The sequence below is a fragment of the Pedobacter sp. ISL-64 genome (assembly GCF_018613605.1).
Lineage (GTDB): Bacteria > Bacteroidota > Bacteroidia > Sphingobacteriales > Sphingobacteriaceae > Pedobacter.
Map to the genome: position 1 here is coordinate 83,140 of NZ_JAGGPU010000013.1, position 19,622 is coordinate 102,761.

General features: G+C 38.8%; 17 protein-coding genes. 10 read left to right on the forward strand and 7 right to left on the reverse strand.

The window, feature by feature from the left end:
* Positions 1-68: 68 nt before the first annotated feature.
* A complete protein-coding gene (locus J7E57_RS17450) occupies positions 69-785 on the reverse strand; it encodes a universal stress protein (RefSeq protein WP_215131495.1) in 717 nt (238 codons plus the stop codon).
* 223 nt (positions 786-1,008) lie between these two features.
* On the opposite strand from J7E57_RS17450, the gene J7E57_RS17455 reads away from it, so the two are divergent.
* A complete protein-coding gene (locus tag J7E57_RS17455; RefSeq protein WP_215131497.1) occupies positions 1,009-1,374 on the forward strand; it encodes a helix-turn-helix domain-containing protein in 366 nt (121 codons plus the stop codon).
* A 24-nt stretch (positions 1,375-1,398) separates the two neighbouring features.
* On the opposite strand, the gene J7E57_RS17460 is transcribed toward J7E57_RS17455, so the two are convergent.
* The 3 genes from J7E57_RS17460 to J7E57_RS17470 are packed head-to-tail and all read right to left on the reverse strand — an operon-like array spanning position 1,399 to position 3,994.
* Positions 1,399-1,989 carry a YceI family protein gene (locus J7E57_RS17460; protein ID WP_215131499.1) on the reverse strand — a complete coding sequence of 197 codons (591 nt, stop codon included), beginning with the start codon at positions 1,987-1,989 and terminating at the stop codon, positions 1,399-1,401.
* A gap of 47 nt (positions 1,990-2,036) precedes the next feature.
* A complete protein-coding gene (locus J7E57_RS17465) occupies positions 2,037-3,353 on the reverse strand; it encodes a hypothetical protein (RefSeq protein ID WP_215131501.1) in 1,317 nt (438 codons plus the stop codon).
* A gap of 23 nt (positions 3,354-3,376) precedes the next feature.
* Positions 3,377-3,994: a YceI family protein gene (locus J7E57_RS17470; RefSeq protein WP_215131503.1), complete on the reverse strand. Its 618-nt coding sequence runs from the start codon at positions 3,992-3,994 to the stop codon at positions 3,377-3,379.
* A gap of 413 nt (positions 3,995-4,407) precedes the next feature.
* Between J7E57_RS17470 and J7E57_RS17475 the strand changes: the two genes are divergently transcribed.
* Both J7E57_RS17475 and J7E57_RS17480 read left to right on the forward strand, forming a co-directional pair.
* A complete protein-coding gene (locus tag J7E57_RS17475) occupies positions 4,408-5,835 on the forward strand; it encodes a S41 family peptidase (protein WP_215131505.1) in 1,428 nt (475 codons plus the stop codon).
* 197 nt (positions 5,836-6,032) lie between these two features.
* A complete protein-coding gene (locus J7E57_RS17480; RefSeq protein ID WP_215131507.1) occupies positions 6,033-8,576 on the forward strand; it encodes an SEL1-like repeat protein in 2,544 nt (847 codons plus the stop codon).
* Between the two features lie 82 nt (positions 8,577-8,658).
* Here the strand turns inward: J7E57_RS17480 and J7E57_RS17485 are convergent, their stop codons facing one another.
* Positions 8,659-9,351 carry a response regulator transcription factor gene (locus J7E57_RS17485; RefSeq protein ID WP_215131509.1) on the reverse strand — a complete coding sequence of 231 codons (693 nt, stop codon included), beginning with the start codon at positions 9,349-9,351 and terminating at the stop codon, positions 8,659-8,661.
* On the reverse strand, positions 9,338-10,792 hold the full coding sequence (locus J7E57_RS17490) for a sensor histidine kinase (RefSeq protein ID WP_215131511.1): 1,455 nt from the start codon (positions 10,790-10,792) through the stop codon (positions 9,338-9,340). The genes J7E57_RS17485 and J7E57_RS17490 overlap by 14 nt, the downstream gene beginning before the upstream one ends.
* Positions 10,793-10,901: 109 nt before the next feature.
* Between J7E57_RS17490 and J7E57_RS17495 the strand changes: the two genes are divergently transcribed.
* The 7 genes from J7E57_RS17495 to J7E57_RS17525 all read left to right on the forward strand — a co-directional run bounded on the left by J7E57_RS17495 (position 10,902) and on the right by J7E57_RS17525 (position 17,930).
* A complete protein-coding gene (locus J7E57_RS17495) occupies positions 10,902-13,286 on the forward strand; it encodes an outer membrane beta-barrel protein (protein WP_215131512.1) in 2,385 nt (794 codons plus the stop codon).
* A 295-nt stretch (positions 13,287-13,581) separates the two neighbouring features.
* Positions 13,582-13,803 carry a hypothetical protein gene (locus J7E57_RS17500; protein ID WP_131030720.1) on the forward strand — a complete coding sequence of 74 codons (222 nt, stop codon included), beginning with the start codon at positions 13,582-13,584 and terminating at the stop codon, positions 13,801-13,803.
* A 13-nt stretch (positions 13,804-13,816) separates the two neighbouring features.
* Positions 13,817-14,431, forward strand: a complete 615-nt coding sequence (locus J7E57_RS17505) for a hypothetical protein (protein ID WP_215131513.1) — start codon at positions 13,817-13,819, stop codon at positions 14,429-14,431.
* Between the two features lie 23 nt (positions 14,432-14,454).
* Positions 14,455-14,973: a hypothetical protein gene (locus J7E57_RS17510; RefSeq protein ID WP_215131514.1), complete on the forward strand. Its 519-nt coding sequence runs from the start codon at positions 14,455-14,457 to the stop codon at positions 14,971-14,973.
* 258 nt (positions 14,974-15,231) lie between these two features.
* Positions 15,232-15,768, forward strand: a complete 537-nt coding sequence (locus J7E57_RS17515; protein ID WP_215131515.1) for a hypothetical protein — start codon at positions 15,232-15,234, stop codon at positions 15,766-15,768.
* 317 nt (positions 15,769-16,085) lie between these two features.
* Positions 16,086-17,165, forward strand: coding sequence for a three-Cys-motif partner protein TcmP (gene tcmP, locus J7E57_RS17520; protein ID WP_215131517.1), 1,080 nt, complete (start codon positions 16,086-16,088; stop codon positions 17,163-17,165).
* A 3-nt stretch (positions 17,166-17,168) separates the two neighbouring features.
* Positions 17,169-17,930, forward strand: a complete 762-nt coding sequence (locus J7E57_RS17525; RefSeq protein WP_215131518.1) for a DUF5131 family protein — start codon at positions 17,169-17,171, stop codon at positions 17,928-17,930.
* Here the strand turns inward: J7E57_RS17525 and tcmP (J7E57_RS17530) are convergent.
* Complete coding sequence (tcmP, locus tag J7E57_RS17530; RefSeq protein WP_215131519.1) at positions 17,927-18,772, reverse strand: three-Cys-motif partner protein TcmP; 846 nt, start codon at positions 18,770-18,772, stop codon at positions 17,927-17,929. The two genes, J7E57_RS17525 and tcmP (J7E57_RS17530), sit on opposite strands and share 4 nt — an antisense overlap.
* Positions 18,773-19,622: the final 850 nt, after the last annotated feature.

The window sequence follows — 19,622 nt, forward strand, 5'->3', positions numbered from 1 at the left end:
AAAGCGGGATCTGAATATGATCTGACATGTTCAGGGTGTAACTACCTTTAAGCAGGCGATGAAAAAAACTATGTTTTCGGTGCACCATGGTCAGGATATATATGCCTATGGTAGATATTTCTATAGTTGACCCGATCGGCAACCCGGTTTAAAAAATTTTCTGTTGTATGCTTATAACCTTCTGGTTCTGATTTTGAATTACCGGTATGTGTAATGAGTATATCGGCATTAAAAGGTTTTGCAAATTCGGCAAGTGTACATAAAACAGGGATATCACTATGGCTAAAATCTGTAGCAAAGGCGATTTTTTTAGGTTTCTTAAACCTGTATCCCGCAGGGATAAGCAAAACAGGTATTTCCTGCTCAATAATTTTTCTGGCAACACTGCCCATAAGTGTTTTGGTTAACTTATCTGCACGGTTTAATCCGGCCACAACGAGGTTCATTTTACACTCGGTAAAATACTTGCTAACCTCTTGTTCAACCTCGCCACGAACAGATTTCCCAAACACTTCTGCTTTAAAACCAAGCTCATGATGGGCTTTTTTATACTTTTCTTCAACCTTTTCGACCAATTTGCCCAAGGCTTTTTTAGCATCGTCTTCTATAAGCTTATATTCTTCAAGCGGCCATACCAGAGATGCCGCAGCAGGAGAAAACTCAGGAGCCTGAAAAACATTTAACAGTTCTACTCTGGCACCAATACCATGGGCCAGATCAGTTGCATAATCGGCTGCGTTCTCTGCAGTTGTAGAGAAATCAACAGGTACCAGGATCTTTTTCATAATGGGTCTTTTTTGATAGGTATAAAGTTTGTAAAAAGCCCGTGTTAAAAATATGAGCCGCATCAGTTATTAAAATGATTCTTCCGGTGTTAGCATTTAAGTGCCCGATCATTATGATGATATGCTAAAGAAATATTTAGACTAATTATCATTACCACAAAAAATGATTAAATCAGCATGCTTTCCGTAATTTCAATGTTTTAAAATTATCCCATAATATAAGATGAGTGTCCATATAGGCTTAATGATCTGGAAGGAAATGAAGCAGAAAGATATCTCTGTTTCAGACATTGCCGCCGCCCTTAAGATCAGCAAAACAAAAACGCAGGAGATGCTGAATACCGCAACTATCGATATCCTTACTTTGGTCCGCGTGAGTGAAATCCTGAACTATAATTTTTTCAGCTATTACGAAAGTGGAAAGGTTTTCTCGAAGATGGAGTTACAGGAGAAACAAAGACTTGCAGCAGAAGTAGACCGTTTGAAGGCTTTACTTAACGAAAAGAACAAAGCCCTCGAACTTCAGGAAAGGTTAAATAAGATTCAGCTCAGTACGATTTCATTGTTGGAAAAAGGGCAGTTTAGATAAACACAATGCACTAAAACACCTGAATTACCCTGCCCGTTCCATTTTTAAAAAGAAAGCCACAACCAGTTGATCTTTAGCCCGGATGAGTCTGCCTATTTTTTGTGGAGGAATCAGATGAAAATCAGAAAAATTGATGGCTTGTTGCCCTATCAGCTCGATAGTGCCTCGTTTAACATTTATCTGATAACAGATTTCGAATCTTTTTAATACCCCTGATAGCGTGATCTCCACATCTCCCTTAACAAAACTATTCTGACCTTCAGAAGGGATTTCTTTTAAGGACAGGAATTTGATCCTTAGGACTGGAAACCTGTTTTCCTGCAGTGTATTGAGTAGTTGTTTAGTCATCATCGCACTGCTACAATCAAAATTTTTCACCTCCAGATTTAAGACTCCTGAAAGCGCAATATGGTCTGTTTTATCCTTCGAAACCAGAACGGTATCGGTTTTGGGATAACGCAGGATTACGCAGGAAAAGCGGTTTATATTGGTGGTTCCATTAACAGTGAGCATGCTGTTTTCGCTCACCACCCATCTGGAGGTACTTTTGGTTTTACCTGCAGGCCTCAAGCCGGCCAACAGCAAAAAAAAGATGGTTAACAGTAGCTTCATCATGTTTTTTTTAAGGCAGGCACAATCATTACCGCCTAATGGTTTATTGGCTAAAATCCTACAACAGCCTGAATCACATAACCTTTAAATTTTCCTCCGCTGCGGAAATCTGCAGTTGGGAAATCTTTATATTTCTGGCTCACATATTCGCCTTTTAACAATATATTTTTGGTCATAAACCATCCCGCAGCAATGGCAATACGATCTATTTTTACATCCCCGGCATAGGTTATTGCAGGAGTTGTGCCGGCAGCTGCCACATTAGGCATTGCGGCGGTAACCACATTGTATTTTGCACCAATAAAGAAGTTTTCTGTCTTTCCGAACCTGTATACACCATCTATTGCTATCTGCTCAGCTCCCCGGCTACTTGTCTCTGTTTTTGATCTGCCCTTTGCATTTTCATATGTTGCAAAGAGTTCCACTCCCTGTAATTTTATAAATGCATTTAATTGAAAGGCATTTACCTTTTTAGTAAAGCCAGGGTTAAACCGCCCGGAGAAGGCATTGGTGGTATTTACTGCGCCAACTTTTTCCAGCACCATAAAATAGTTAGACCCGGTACGGTCGCCGCCATATAAGGTCTGTCCGCCAGAACTGTTATTACTGTAATAGGAGGCCGCAAAACGCACCCTCAAATCGCTGTTCAGCTGTTTATCAAAACCACCTTTTACATAAACCGCTGGTGATTTATGCACGTTTGCATCCTGAGGAGTAGCGATCAGGCTATCGATATTACCTTTAATCATTCCATTGGAAACACCGATTAAACCAAACAGTGCATTTTTTCTCACTAAAACCTCTCCGCCAATTTCAGTTGTAAACCCATCCATGATGTAATTTTCAATAAATGGGTTATAAATCGTTTGCCCGCCATCGGACCTGCGGAAATGCTGATCGCCGTAGTTAATTTCCATGTGCCCGATTTTGATGGTGGTTACCGACATAATATCGTCCCACAATTTACCCTTGAACGGCAGCTTATCAAACTGGATATATCCACCCTTTACCCAGGTTTCGTTGTGGTGGCGGGAAGAAAGGTAGCTCGTGAGGTTCAGCCTGATTCCATCTGAGAGTTGTACATCCATGAACAGATTGGCATTGGCTGTATTAAAACCCGGGGTCATTTTATATAGTCCCCCCGATGTGTTTTCATGTTTCAGCCCCTGAAAAGACTGGGTAAATCCTGCACCAAAACGGACTTTTATTTTATCAAACACGGCATTGCTATCTTTGGGCGCCTCAAAAACATTGATACCGGATTTATCATAGGGCCTCAGATTGGAAACCTGTGCCTGTAGCCCAAAACTATACGAACTTATAATTGCAACTACGAGGGCAGAAACTAGTGTAAATTTATTTTTCATGATTTTATCTTAGTGATGAGCTGTTATTTTGCTACTGATGTCTTAACATAATCGAACTCGAACCTGACAACGAGGTTATTACCCACTTTCATTGCGCCAAGCATAAAACTTGGTGGTTCAATACTATAGTCGGTTAGCATTAAGTTTTCGTTGCCATGACAACTGATGGAACCATCTGCATTTACCAAAGCTATTACCTTCATTGAAAGGCTTTGTGTTTTTCCTGCAATGGTCAGGATTCCTGTTGTCTGGATAGAATACCTTTTTGCCTGTACCATGGTAACTGTTGCAAAAGTGAGCTGATAGCTTATCTTAGGGAACTCAGTTGCGTTAAGCGTTTTATAGGTACGGTCGTCCATAGCAGATTTACCGCTTTTGAGGCTCTTTGCTGCCAGGGTAAATTTTAGGGCCGTTACATCTGTCATTTCACCACGGGCATTGAAATTAAATGTACCTGTGCTTTCGAACTGTTTGGATGTCATCGACCAATCGTGAACATTGGATGTACCCGTTACCTTAACTGAACTGCTGGCTGTTTGCGAAAGCTGATATGTTGTTTGCGCCACTGTTACCAGCGGGAAGAGCATAAACAATAGGATGATAGGTTTGATTTTTTTCTGGAATATGTTAAATGTTTTCATAGCAGGGTTATTGGATTAAACTGTTGGTCAAACCTACCCTGTTCTGCGTCAAATTTTGTGAGGCGCACCAGATTGAAAACTGATGGTCATCACTTTTCAACCACATCAACATTCTGAAAATCAATAATATAATTTTTAAAAATGGCTTTTCGGCTAAAGTTCACCTGATTCCGCTCCAAACTGTAGCCTCAACTATTTGCCATGCAGTATTAAAGGCATCTTAATGATTGACCAAAATAGATCCAATCAGGTCGTGAGGGACCTTTTCATTTTTACGTCTGACCAGGTCTTACTTTGTATTATAATATACCTGCGTTGCCAGTCATAAATTTTGATTAGGCAATTAAACCAGGGGCTATACTATCAAAAAACCTGATAACTTTAATATATTAGTGTTCAATCAAATTACTGTAATGAAAAGACTAAGCCTCCTCCTTATTACCACTACTTTTCCCTTTTTACTCATGGCACAACAGCTACCCTGTAACTGCCTGCAGAATTTAAATGAAGCAATTGTTAAAACTGAGCTCAACTATGCCGGATTTCCGCAAAAAGTATATACTAAGACAAAACCAGCCTATGAGAACCTGGTAACCAGTCTCCGCAAAAAGGCAGAAAATGAAAACAATCCTAAAAACTGCTACTATCTTATTAAAGATTATGTTAGATTTTTTGCAGACAAACATTTTTCATTAACATACCTCAACAAGGACGATTACGAAAAAGAAACCGTAGCTGTAGACGAATCTTATTTTAAAACACTGAAACCGGGTATTGGCGCTGAAGGCATATGGATAAACGCAGACAGTTCAGTTACCCTTGGGATAAAAAAATTTCCGGGCAATGAATACAAGGCTATTGTACTTAGTGCAAAGGATAGTATGCTCCACAAGGGACTTGTCTATTTTACACTAAAACCACACCAAAAAGGCTATCTGCTAAATCAGTACAATGTATTTAACAGTATAGATTTTTATGCCCAGCAAAGGGGCAGCCTGCTGCAGCTGTGGAATTTTTCACTTTTTGGAAGGGTTTTCCCAGATGAAATGACGGCAAAAGAAAAAAAGGAGTTAGGTACATGGAAAAACAACAACAATGGACTCGATTATACTCGATTGGACGAGGAAACCAGCTATATCAAAATACCGACCTTCTTTAATAATAACAGTAAGATCGAGCAGTTAGTTGCAGCCCATGATAAAGCCATCCGGAATAGTAAGTACCTGATCATAGATCTGCGTGGGAACGGAGGAGGCAATTCCGGCTGGAGCTTTCTCTTACCCTACGTGATGACCAACCCTATCAAACAGGACAGCCCCCTACTTCGCATTTCGCAGGACAATGTCCGGCTCAAAAGATCAGAGCTTGAGTACTTCGTCAAAAATCCAGTACCTGTAGATCTAAAAAAATACTATCCTGATCAATATGTAGCTAACCTCAAAAAAATCTACGCAGAACTCACATCTGCCAAGGACACCTTTTATCAGATCCCTGGATTAACGATCCCTCTTGATTCTGTTCTTGGCAGTCCTGCTAAAGTTGCACTAATTACTGATGAACTTTGCGGTAGCTCTACAGAATACTTTTTTCACTTAATGAAACAAAGCAAAAAGACAACACGGTACGGTAGGAATAGTGTAGGCATGATGGATTATGAAGGCCCAACATCACCAACGCCACTTCCGTGCAAAACACTGATACTCATGATGCCGGTTTCAAAATCGAGCTGGACCGATAAGAAGCCTATTGATGCAACCGGGTTCAGTCCTGATGTTAAGCTTAACATACCAGGCGATCAGTGGGTTGAATACATTATCAAAGACCTCAAAAGGAAAAGGTGAATTAACCCTTTTTCACAATTTTCTTTAGGGAGGTTTTAAGCTTTATGCGAATTCCCCACAAGTAACCCCATCGTTTCTGAGGTCATTTTTTGGGAGACACGGTAAAGCATAACTACAGCTCCATAAAATGAATTAACCCCAAACCAATAAATGGCATAAAATTGGCTCCAGGATTTGCAGCCCCTTAATAAAATTGAATGTCACACCGTACCTATTTATACAATATCGATACCCCGTCAGTTGCAGAAGATTCAGATAAGATGATGATAGAATGGGGTTACGAAATGCCGCTTATACTTCAGCCATTATTAGTAGAAGGAGGCTTTGTTTCAGGCAACAATTACAACAATCATATTGAATTTAATGATTCCGGATTGTTCTATTATTCCAAACCAGGAATTGAAAACCTGAAACGGTTTTATAAATTTCTTGAAGACCAACCTGGTCTGATCATAGATATAGAAAAGTTTAAAGATGCCCGCGACAAGCTTTTCAATTATCTGGATAAGCTCACAGGCAGTTACTTTCATCTGGATATGTGGGACGTTTTAAATATGGAGGATTCGCCTCACGCCGAACAGGCAAAGCGTTGGCTCGCGAACATTGCCCATAACAATCAGATAATAACCAAAGCGATGGACGCAGGCGATATTAGCCTGCTGAATTATAAAGATCTTAATGATGTCAATCCTGGTTTTACCTCTTTCCCGGACCTATTGAATTACGAAGGCTACAACTACGGCTGGTCCTGTATCTGGACAGCTGTTGAAGAAGACCTTACCTATGAAATATTTGAAGAAAATAAACTTTGGGGACTAAAGGATAAGGATGGCGGTATCTTACTAGCCCCCCAGTTTGATGAATTTTACAGCTTCGGGCCGCAGGACCTAGCAGTGGTATCAAAAAACGGCAAATACGGATATGTGGATACTACTGGAAAAATAGCCATTCCATTGATTTGGGAAGATGCTTACGATTTCGAGTATTCGGGTGTTGCCGTAGTTACAGTGCAACAAAAATCAAGATTGATTAATTCAAAAGGCGAGCAGATCACCCAGCTTATTTATGACGAACTGGAAACTATTGGGGAGGGGAATAGCTTCAATGCAAAAAAAGAATCGCTTTGGGGTGTCATCAATGCCACCGGCCAGGTGGTTATTGGTTTTGAGCATCAGGATATAATTAATGCCGGATACGGTTTTTATTACACCAAGGTGAGTGGACAGAAAAATCAAAAGATCTACAATGAGTTTTTTAAGTACCTGGGCGAATTCCCAATTGATTCTATAGAAAATCTCGATAATGGATTGTTAATGATTAAGCCACATAAAGGACTTAGTTCGGGGCTATTATACAAAAAAGATGGAACCCTGCTGGATAGCGGGTTTGAAAAAATAAACAGACAAACAAATTTCAACGACCTGCTGGTTATTCGAAAAAACAAGAAACATGGTGCCATCAGCAGAAAAAATGAATGTTATGTGCTGCCCTGCCAGTATGATGCAATTTTGGATATCCGTGCCAGAATTAAAGATGAGATAAGTGATATCGCATTGGTCCATCAGGGGGATAAAAAGGGCATTTATGATGGTAATCCGAAAAACCCATCATGGTTAATCCCTCTTGATGACTACCAGCAGATCCTGTGGCTTCATGAAACCGTTTTTACACTGCAAAAAAACCAGTTGTGGTGCATTTCCAATGTTGCAAACAATAATATTAGCGGTTTCGAATTTGATCTGGTTGTACAGAAACCCAATGAAGATGGTTTTGCCTACGCATTTAAAGACGACAACGTTTATTCCGTTAGCGATACGGCAATTACCGCTACCCCTAAATCAGTTGCGCAGGAGCATGCCAGCGAGGATTACGCTTATTATTTTGAACATGAAAGCAGGAAGAGACTTTTAGCCTACGGAAAAGGGTTAAGCAGAAATGATGAACAGATAACAGACGAACTGGACGCTGCTTACAATCTTTGTATTAAGGCTATAGAAGCTTATAACGTTAAGGATTATGCAAAATCAATATATTATGATACCATTGCATCCGAAAAAGATTATGCCCTCTCCATGAATAACCTTGCACATATTTATTATAACATTGAAGAGTTTATTGATGATGATAAAGCCTTTTATTGGTTCCATAAAAGTGCAATTGCCAATGAAGAGAATGCCATGAATGGACTGGGCATGTGCTATAAATATGGAGTTGGTACACCAGTAGATATAGAAAAGGCATTATTCTGGCTAAACAAAGCAGCTGATGCTCAACTGGCAATAGCCAATAATAACCTTGGCGACATCTATTCCGAAGATCTATTAGTTCCCTTCAATCCGGATAAGGCGCTTCAATATTATCAAACTGCTGCCGAACTCGGTGAACCTAAAAACAACTGGCTGGGCTACCTTTATGATTTAAAAGGCGACCATGAAAAGGCACTGAAGTATTATCAGCTGGGTACTGATGAAGGCATTGATATTTCTGCCTATAATCTTGGCATTTTTCATTTAAATGGACTGGGAACCAGCAAAAATGTGAACAAGGCAATAGAGAACTTTATGCTTTCATTAGATCGCGGATATCATCAGGCAAATATAGATCTTGCCTTAATTTACAGGAATGAAGCAGGCTTTAAGGATGAGCAAAAGGTACAGCAGCATCTCGATGCGGCCAAAACAGCAGGTTTGGAAATACCCGAAAACCTGCTAATCAAAAAGAAAGGCTGGTTTGATTTTTAAGTTGTGAGAGATGTATTTGCCATGTATTTCAACCCTGGTTATCAATTTCGGGATTTTAGATTCTAAGTTAACTAATACATCATCAACAAATGAGCTTATACCCTACTCCACGCAAACTGATGATCTGTATTTCAGGTTCACTTTTTAAGAGTTTTCGCAGATGTGCCATAAAAACATCCATACTGCGGCCATTATAAAAACTGTCTTCGCCCCATATTTTGATCAGCGCATCCTCACGTTCCAAAATGTTATTGCGGTTTTTCAGTAATAATTCTAGCAGGATAGCTTCTTTATAAGAAAGTGAATATTCACCGACAGAAGTTTTTAGTTTTTGGGCTACAGGATCGAGTTCACAGTTCCTGAACCGGTATTTTCTATCGGCATCGGTTTCCCCGTTGTTCGCAGGGCCAAACCGCTTTAAAAGTGATTCCATCCGCACCAGGAGCTCATCAATACTAAAAGGTTTTTTAAGATAGTCGTTTCCACCGCTTTTAAATCCCATCACCACATCTTCGGTAAGGGCTTTGGCACTCAAAAAGATGATCGGCATATTGGGATCTGATTTTCTGATTTCGGCCGCCAGTGTATAACCATCCTTTTGGGGCATCATGATGTCGAGTACACAGATATCAGGCTTTTCTTTTTTAAATTGCGCCCAGGCAAGCGCTCCATTTAAAGCCAGCTTTACCTCGTAACCACTGCTGGTTAAACCATCGAGCACAATGCGCGCCAAAAAAGGCTCATCTTCTGCATATAAAACCTTAGTTTTCTTCATACAATGGCAAAATGACCATAAAATTACTTCCTTTCCCTATTTTGCTCTGCAGCGCAACACGCCCGCCGTGGAGTTCTACCACCTGTTTTACATAATGAAGCCCCAAACCGGATCCTTTCACATTGTGGATATTATCCTGGCTAAAAATCCGGAAAAAACGTTCGAAAACCTGTTGCTGATAAATTTCTTTAATCCCCGGACCATTATCCTTAAAGCTGATGGTTAACTCACGATCAGCAATGCTGCAGGAGGCCTCAATTTTGGATTGCGCCGGCGAATATTTTAATGCATTATCAATCAGGTTATAACATACGTTAGCAATATGCATCGCATCACCTTTAATAAAATAGGGCTCATCAGAAGGCACAAGTATAAGCTGTGTATTCTTCTCGCGTACCTGAATATCCATCGAAAAAATCACTTGTTTGACTACGGATTGAATTTCGAAGAGGGTAAACTGCAATTTTGTTTTTCCAAGGTCCATTTGTTCCTGCTTAAGCACCTTTTCGATCATCGTTTGTAAACGCTGCAATTCGTGGCGGCTTATATTGATGTAATTCTGCAGCTTTTCGGGCTCATCAATCAAATGATATTTACTGATCGATTCAAGTGCCACAGCAATCGTCGAGATTGGCGTTTGGAGTTCATGGGTTATGTTACTGGTAAAGCTCATTCTCGCCTGGGCATAAAGCTGCTGATTTTTCATCAGCCTGATGAGCAGGTAGAACGCGGCTGCCGTAAGCGCCAGCATCAGGAACGACGAAATGAGGTAATACCTCATCTGATAAATGATCAGCCAGGTAATGCTTGGCACCACCAGCTGATACTGTTTCTGAAACTTAAGGTTATAGGTATATTTCCCACTGACGAAAGCAGATGCATTTTTAGAAACCGCTTTCCCTTTCACCAACTTCCCATCGGAATAGTCGTAAAGGGCATAGTGCCTATCGATAGCCACACCCAAGCCATTGAGCCGATGGTTCACCAAACTATCCATCTCCTTCAGGTCCTGCTGATCTTCCAGTGAAACTTCCCGTTGTGATTTGCCATCGATAATGGCTGTTGATTTGTTATCGGTCTGCTTTTTAGGATTGTTCGGGAACGACATCTTCATTTCTACCACTGAACTATCATTGGTAATTCCATAATGGAACCGGCTGCGCAGGTTATCCACTTTTAAATCATCAAAAGCGTGCTTGAGCACCAGCCATTCTGGTGAGAGGAAAAACTGCTGAAAACGGATACTTTTCTCGTGCCCCTTCGCGATGCTCTGGTAGCTTATCTGCCTCGATGCATCGCTAACAATAGATTCGAGTACTGTAGCAACAGATTTCTTTTGCGCCAGATACAACTGCCGTATCCATGCACATTGCAGGCACAGGCTAATAATCAGTGTAATAACCGCCAGCGGAAGAACATATCTGGAGCGAAGCCATTTCATTCTCCTAAATTGAACAATTCATTTTATCAATGGAAGTCTGGGCCGAAGATTTAACCATATTTAACCGAGATTAACTTTGCTTAACATGCAAAGCGTTTAGTTTTGAAACATGAAAAAGTTAACCCTACTCCTTCTTTTCTGTTTCCCCCTGGTCACATTAGCGCAATTACGTAAAGGTTTGGTAACCGATAAAACCGGTGAACCGATTGATGGGGCAACCATTAGCCTACGTCGTGGAGACTCGACCTTAGCCATCCAGTCTTCAAAAAACGGGTTGTTCAGTTTCCCGCAGCTTTTTAAAGGCAGTTACATTTTAAAGGTTAATGCTGTTGGATATAAAAATACGGTTCAGGCATTGAATCTTCCGATGGATTCGGTTGCTATCGTGATGATCAGTGAGGATAGAACCCTGGAGCAGGTAACGGTATCTGCTTCAAAACCACTTATCGTGAGAAAAATCGACAGGGTGATATTCAATGTCGAAAATAGCATCGTAGCCAGTGGTGCAACGGTTTGGGATGCATTGGGCAAAGCACCGGGCGTACAGACCCGTTTTGACGGTGGGGTAACGGCGAACAACAAAGGTGTGGTGATTTACATGGATGATAAGCCCATCAGGTTATCGGGCGAAGATCTGGCCGCATATCTCCGGAGCCTTCCTTCGGACAATGTTGCCAAAATAGAAATTATCGCCAATCCAACGGCCAGGTATGATGCCCAGGGCGGCGCAGTAATCAATATTATTTCTAAAAAACCAAAAGGCGATGGCTTTAACCTGGTGCTTTCCGGCGGTTATACCCAATCAACCTATAGCAGCTATAACCCAAGTACGGTGTTCAATTATCGGAAAGAGAAATTAAATGTATATGGCAGTTACGGCTACAGCAGGCGTAAAAAGGACCATACAGAAAATGAGTACATCATTTTCGACTCGCCGGGAAACTATGCAGACTGGAAGAATGATAAATCGGGAATACGTTCGGGGAACGCCAATAGTTATAAAATCGGTGCAGACTACAACCTGACCGACAAACAGGTAATCGGAATTTTGGTAAATGGCTACAATGGTGCGAACAGCAGACCGAATAGTACATTAACTACTATTGTTAACAACCACTCGGCACTACCAGACTCTATTCTTCATACCCAAAACGTTTCTAATGGAAAAGCCTATCAATATAGTTTCAATCTCAACTACAAAATCAAATTAGATACCAATGGTCGGAATATTAATGTGGATTTAGATTATGTTCCTTATCAGAACAAAAACAGCCAGCAGGTAGATACTTATGGCACATTGAGTAATGGCAATCTGCTTCCCGACAATTACCACATCTTTACCCCATCTGACCAAAATATTGATATCTATTCGGGAAAACTGGATTATACGGATAAGTTCTGGAAAAAATGGACGTTTGAATCGGGCGTAAAATATAGCAGTATCCGTACACGCAACAGTTTTGATTTTTATAATAATCCGACAACCGGCCCTGAATTGGTACCTAACCGCAGCGACCGCTTTGAATATGCAGAAAACATATCGGCCATTTATGCCAGTATTAGCGGAGATGTGGGCAAATGGAGCTTTGAGGGCGGTCTACGTGGCGAATATACCCGGACAAACGGAAAATCACTGGTATTAAATACCAACAACCAGAACAACTATTTTAAGCTTTTCCCAACGCTTTTTTTAGCGTATAAAATGAATAAAGACAACGAAATAAACCTCGTTTATAATTCAAGGATCAACAGACCGGAATACTGGAGGTTAAACCCTTTTAAATCTTATACCAGCCCTTACACTTACCTGGAAGGAAACCCTGCACTGCAACCAGCCTTTATTTACAATGGCGAACTGGGCTATACCTATAAACAGCAATATAACATTTCATTTTACCTACGGCGGGTGGTTGATTATTTTAGCAATATCTCGGTACAGGATAACACCTCAAAACTCTTTTATGATACCCAAAGAAACCTCGATTTAAGTCAGGAAATGGGTTTCTCGGCATCCTTCCCCATTGAGCCAGCTTCCTGGTGGGAAGTCAACAATTATGCACAGGGCTCCTACCGCCAGGAAAAGTCGGGATATTTACAGGCCCGTTATGATTATCACGTTTGGGGTATTTACCTAAGCACTAACCATACTTTTACATTGAACAAAACACAGGGATTGAAAGCGGAAATCAGCGCATGGTACTCTTCTCCAACCATACAGGGGATTTATAAACTTGCACAGCTTTATGATGTGAGCGCAGGTGTGAGCAAGAGTTTGTTTAAGGGCAAAGGCACTTTGAGGTTGGCTGTAAACGATATGTTTTATGGAAATGCCTACCGCATTGATGTTGATTACGAAAATCAACATAACGGTTTTTATGAGAAAAACGATACACGCAGTGCTACTTTAAGTTTCTCGTACCGGTTGGGCGGTAATCCAACAGCGGCCAGGAAAAGAACTTCGGCCAGTGAGGAGGAAAAGAAACGCACACAGTAAATTTTAACCACAGATGCACACAGATAAACACGGATTTTCATATCTGTGTGCATCCTTTCTATCTGTGGTTAAATTATTTTTGCTGCTTGGGCCTAGCAAGACGCTACGGCCATGATGGTATGTTTCTTTAGTAAAAAGATGAAATAACTTGCAATTTGAAAAACTGTTTGTTATCTTGTATGTTAACAGGTTAGAGATAAAATTAACGATGTGTCCGGGGTGGACATATTTTTTTGTTTAACAACAGGTTATCTGAAAAATATCTTTACTTTTGCAACCCTTTTATTTATATATCATGAGCAAGGATAGTATCTTAAACAATCTTTTTAGAGCGGCCTCAAATATGCTTACTCAGTTCAGTACAGAGGAACCGCTGATCAGTGAGGAGACTAAAGCAATCCTTAATGATTCGGAGGGTAAAGTCGAGCTTTATGACAAAATCATGAGCAAGCGTAAACACGGTGAGGTCACCCTTAATCTGAAAGGTCAGGATATTAAGTTTTTCGTAGAAGCTTAAACATAAAGTTTCTTTGGAACAGGTTGCGCTCAATACCGTGATCGCTGTGATGATGGCGATTTTTCCGGGTTTCCTTTTTAGAAAATTTTATTATCGTGGTGAGTTCACCAAGCAGTTTAATCAATCCAATGAGTTTGATAAGTTGTTGTGGAATGTATTTTTCAGTGGGGTTTCCATGGGGGTCACTTTTCTCTCTGTTTATGCTTTCCGATCGATGTCGGGTCTTGAAGTTCTAGATTCACTTAATTACGATATTGTACGACAGATTGCAATGCCAATTGCGGACAATAAGATTCCGGAGAAGGATCTGATGTACAAAACCTATCAGGATTTACTATTGATCATTGCGCTTATTTACGCTATTTCCTGTTTCTTTGGTTTTATGTTGCATTGGCTGGTTAGAGGGCTCAGACTAGACGTACATTTCCAGCTGTTTCGATTTAAAAATTATTGGTATTACTATATTCATGGGGGTAAAATCCTTTATAGCAGTCCAGGCAACAAAAAGCCTGCTTTTACTATGGTAGATGTGTTATGTGAGATTGCAGGTGAAACTAAGTTGTATTCTGGCATCCTCTCGCAGTATACAATTAATAAGGAAGAAATAACCTGGAAAACCTATTTCTGACCAATGCGCGTGCGCTAAAACAGGTGAAAGATGCTGCGGGTAATACAGTAGAGGTGAAGTCAAGAGAAATTCCTGGAGCAGCTTTTTGTATTCCGTATAAAACGGTAGCAAACATGAATTTAGTGTACGTTTATCGTGATGATCGTGGTCGGAACCTGAATAAACTTTCATTGATTGCGATTAATATAGCTTTCTTTCTATTTTTCACCTTTGTAGCCGCTTCGTTTTGGTTTGATTTAAGTTCTTATGGTATAGTGGGATTCTGGGAAAAATTTTTCTACGGCATTTTCGCATTTATGGGCTTAGCCAACTTTCGCCTATTATTTTTGAAAAGGACTTGGCAAAGCCTTGAGTGGATAACTGCCTCTTCATTAATTATTTCCAGTTCGTTATGGATCCTCTACCTGATGGGAGTTGTCAATGTTTGGATTTCAATCGGCTCTTTTGTTGCCGCTATTGTAGTGATTTCTACAATTCCCTCTTCATCACCACCTCAAGACTCTAATTCTGATGCCCAGCAATCATCACAGGATAACGGCTAATGATTTCAGATTCCTTGTTTTAGATTTATTCCCCCAAAAAAACGTCTGATCTACATCAGTAGCCTCAATCCTTATTTGTCGTTCAAGTTTTAAAGTCTTGCATTGGTTAGGTACAGGTGTAAAGCAGGCTACAATCGGCCTTAAAATACGATTTACGATTTATTTACAAAATTTACATTTTTATTTACAATCCAAATCACTCCATCCAAAAAATATCAAACTAGATTCGCTAAATCAATTTGAAAGGATATGAAACATATGAAAAAAACCATCTATGTGCTGATCTTACCACTGGTTGTGGTGAGCGGATTAGTATTTGCCAATCGTGAAATTAAGCCATCTCCAAAGCCCCTATCTATCACTGAGCGGAAAGCCCGTATGGTGGAGGACCGGAAAAAATGGGAAGCCTCTCCTGACGGGATCAGGTACAAAAAATGGGAGCTTTCTCCTGAAGGTAAAAAAGTACATGCCAGTCATGATAAAATAAGGAGGTACTTAAAGGATTTCAGCAATATGGAGGCCGTGGTCACCTCTGTTACTTTTCAGCGCGCAAACGCGAAATCAGGACCAAAATGGCTTATCGTCAGGATTAATGGTGAAGAGTACATGATGCAATTTAGTCTTAAGGATTTTCACCAGTTAAATGGCCTGAAAGTTAACGACAAAATAATGGTAAAAAGCCACAGCGCTGGCTATTCGCCTAATCATCCCTATTTGATTGTATCCGGCGACTATATTGAGCAAAATAATAAGGTACTTTTTAAACGTGACTTTAGCAAAAATAACGGTTGCTAACAAAAAGCTCGACATTCCGTACCTCCCTAAGGATTAAAAGCGCATCGAAAGATGGGCTTTTTTTGTTTGAAGGGTATTCGATACGCTTGGTTTTATAGTTAATCATACTAACAGTATTGTTATTCAGTTATTTTCTACTAAATTTAAAAATATCAAATACACTCTCATGCATAAAACACTCTCAAAAACCAAATACATAACAACAGCTTTCATTTTAAATTTAAGACGAGAAAAAGAAGTTTCTTTTTTCTCTGCGCCGCTTTGTAATAATAAAAGTTACAATTTTTCATTTACTAATATTTTTAGTATATTTGTTTGTGGCAGCTAAGAATCTGTTCAGAAAACCTTTTGATGAAGGAACCATCGTAAAGCTTAAACTTTATACAGATTATTTAAAGGAGTGGGCTCCAGTTTTTTTATCCAAAAAAGTTCCAATATGGAAGACAGTACAAATATTCGACTTTTTTGCTGGACAGGGAAAAGATTCTCTCGACAACCCAGGAAGTCCTTTAATAGCTTTAAAAGTAATTAGGTCTTTTGAAAAATTAATAATTGAAAGGGAACTAAATGTTGTACTTCATTTTAACGAACTAGAAGAAGAAAAGTATAATGCACTAGTTGATTGTCTTGAAGGTTGTGAAGGAAATTTTAAAATTAAAACATATCAACAGGATTTCAAGAGCTTATTTAACGAGACTTATGAATCAATGAAAGAATCAGCGAATTTTCTATTTCTCGATCAAAATGGCATTAAGGAAATAACATCAGAATTATTTGCAAAGATAATTGTACTTAAACAGACCGATTTTCTATTTTTTATATCATCCTCGTATTTTAGGAGGTTTGCCAATACACCAGAATTCCAAAAACATTTTCCCTTTGATCCGATCGAAATGCAAAATATTGAATATTATCATATACACAGAAAAGTTCTTGCTCATTATAAATCATTGATTCCTATTGGAAAAACTTATTATTTAGCACCATTTTCTATTAGGAAAGAGCGGAATATATATGGATTAATTTTTGGAACAAATCATACATTGGGCATAGAAAAATTTTTAAATGTCGCCTGGAAAAATGATAAATTAAGAGGCGAAGCTAATTATGATATCGATAGTGAAAAAATTGATCTCCAATCACCAAGACTTTTTCCAGAATTGAATGTACCTAGTAAACGGGATGTTTTCGAAAAAAACTTAAGCTTAAAAATTCTTGGTGGTGAAATAATGCAGCGAGATGATGCTTACCTTTATGCACTTAATGAAGGCTTTCTACTAAAAGATGCAAACATAGTTCTAAAGAAGCTTTGTATTGAGAAAAAAATAAAATCTGTTATTGAGTATATTTCAGCAGATTTGCACAAAAACAGACAAAACGTACCTATAATAATATAAATTATGGCACAATCAAATATTGAATGGACTGAACTAACTTGGAATCCAGTTACAGGTTGTAGCAAGATTAGCCCTGGGTGTAAATTTTGTTATGCAGAAACAATGACTAAACGCCTTACTGCAATGGGTGTTGAAAAATATAAAGATGGCTTCAAAGTCCGCATTCACCCCGATACATTGAATATACCCTTTACCTGGAAAAAATCAAAAGTTGTCTTTGTTAACTCAATGAGTGATCTATTTCATCCAGATGTGCCTACAGAATTTATAAAGGCAGTATTCGCTGTAATGAATAATACGCCACAGCATATCTACCAAGTTTTAACTAAAAGATCTGAAAGACTTTTAGATATCGCTAGTGACTTAACATGGTCATCAAACATCTGGATGGGTGTTTCTGTAGAGAACGAGGATTACACTTATAGGATCGATGACCTTTCACTTACTCCGGCAAAAGTGAAATTCCTTTCCATCGAACCATTGATCGGTCCCGTTAGAACTTTACATTTAGAAAATATAGATTGGGTTATAGTTGGCGGAGAATCTGGGCACAAGGCAAGACCTTTAGAAAAAGAATGGATTGATTATGTAAAAAATAAATGCCAGCAGGAAAGAGTTGCTTTTTTCTTTAAACAATGGGGTAAGCCCAAATTCAACGTAAACCAGAATGACCCTACTATAGACGCAAAGCATCCGAAACACGCAAAAGGGGGATGCGAATTAGATGGCAAAATTTTCAGAGAAATGCCTAAAAAAGCTGCTTAGGTTTTCTTTTTATTATGGCTTTTTACCAGATCATTCGCTATCTTGATCGCACTGACGTTGTTTGACGCACAAAAAAAATGGTACATTAAGGAGTTGTTACTATTTACAATTACATAAGGATCTGAAATCAGATCAAAAACCGTATTTAATTTTTCGCTATAAATCTTGAACAGTTTGTCGTTTGCGCTACTCGATTTGGTAATTACTTTTCTCGGTCCAAATAAGTCAGTAACAATTTCTTCATCATAGATACTGTTAGTTATAATTTGCCTGTCAATTCCAAAAAATTTTTCCAGACGCAGCCACCATGCTTCAGATATCTTCAAGTCCTTTTTTAAAAGCCTATTCGCCCCTACCCCAGTAGGACTCAAGACCCAAAGGTCTACACCGAGGCCTTTCAGTATCTCAATGGAACTCCAGTCTAAGTTCATTCCAAATGGATCTAAAAAGATGAGAGCTTTTCTAAATGAATCTTTTTGAAGATATGCAGCAAGTCTTTTTAAAACAATGTTGCAGTCCTCAGCAACAACAAATATATTATTTGTTGGTCTTTTAGTTTTGAGTGCAAATTCCAATAGTCTTTTTTTCTCTTGGTCTTTCTCTACAAAATAATAAATATCAAAACCACGTGGCATTGTAATTCCTACTACTTTTTGGGCTGCACCTTCTATTATCTTAAAATCCTTTTCATTACCAATTTTAATTTCCCCACTTCCAGCAAAGCCATCAAAATATGTAAGATGAAACTTCTGTTTATTCATTATAAATAAATAGGCAGAAGCGTATTTGTATAGGATATTAATTTTAGTTTCGGTCCATAATCCACCAAATTCATTTTGCATAAGGAGAGTACTAATTTCAAATAAGGTACTAATTTTAAAATTAAAAGAAAAAATCTCATTCAGGTTTAATTTAACACTCGGACAATAGGAAATTTATTAAGCTTTAAAACAAGGCTAGACAAATAACAATGGTAAAAATTCCCATATCAGAATATAAGCACCCTATCAAGCATAAGTCTTATCGCCTATCTAAAACAATATTCTGAAATGCCTTTTATTAAATCGATATATTCAGTCTATTTAGAAAATCTTAATTCATTAAGCCCCGTGAAATGCACAAGTTATTCATCCCGTGGCCTAGCCGCTAAGATTCTTATGCAAGCGGGCTTACTACAACATTCATTAATTTGGCATTACGCCTTAGTTGAATAATTCCTTCTTTAGACCTTCCAAAACATCTAATCGCATTTCACTTTTCAGCTAGTAAGCCTATTGTATAAAACATAATTTAAAGAAAATACCTAAAATTAAGTATTGTCTAAAGAACATGAAAGTTTTAAATTGTTATCATTATAAATTTCGCAATCAATTGAACATGAAAAAAAATAATCTTATCATAACGTCCACTCCACTGCCCTAGAGCAACTTTCTAAAAATGCACTTTACCTGCTGCAAAAATTAAAGAAGGTGAAAATACTTGAATGAAGGCCATATATTTTATGGTTTCCCGTAAATCACCGCTTAATTAATAAACTACATTCGTGAATACAACAAAGAAGTTGAAAATCGCATATTGAGAGTGAGCAAGCACGTTATACCATATGGAAGAACTGTTATACATGTTTTCACTGCTATTGATTTATAGCTTTTGCTTGAGCAACTAAATCTACTTCTGGATACAACAAACAAA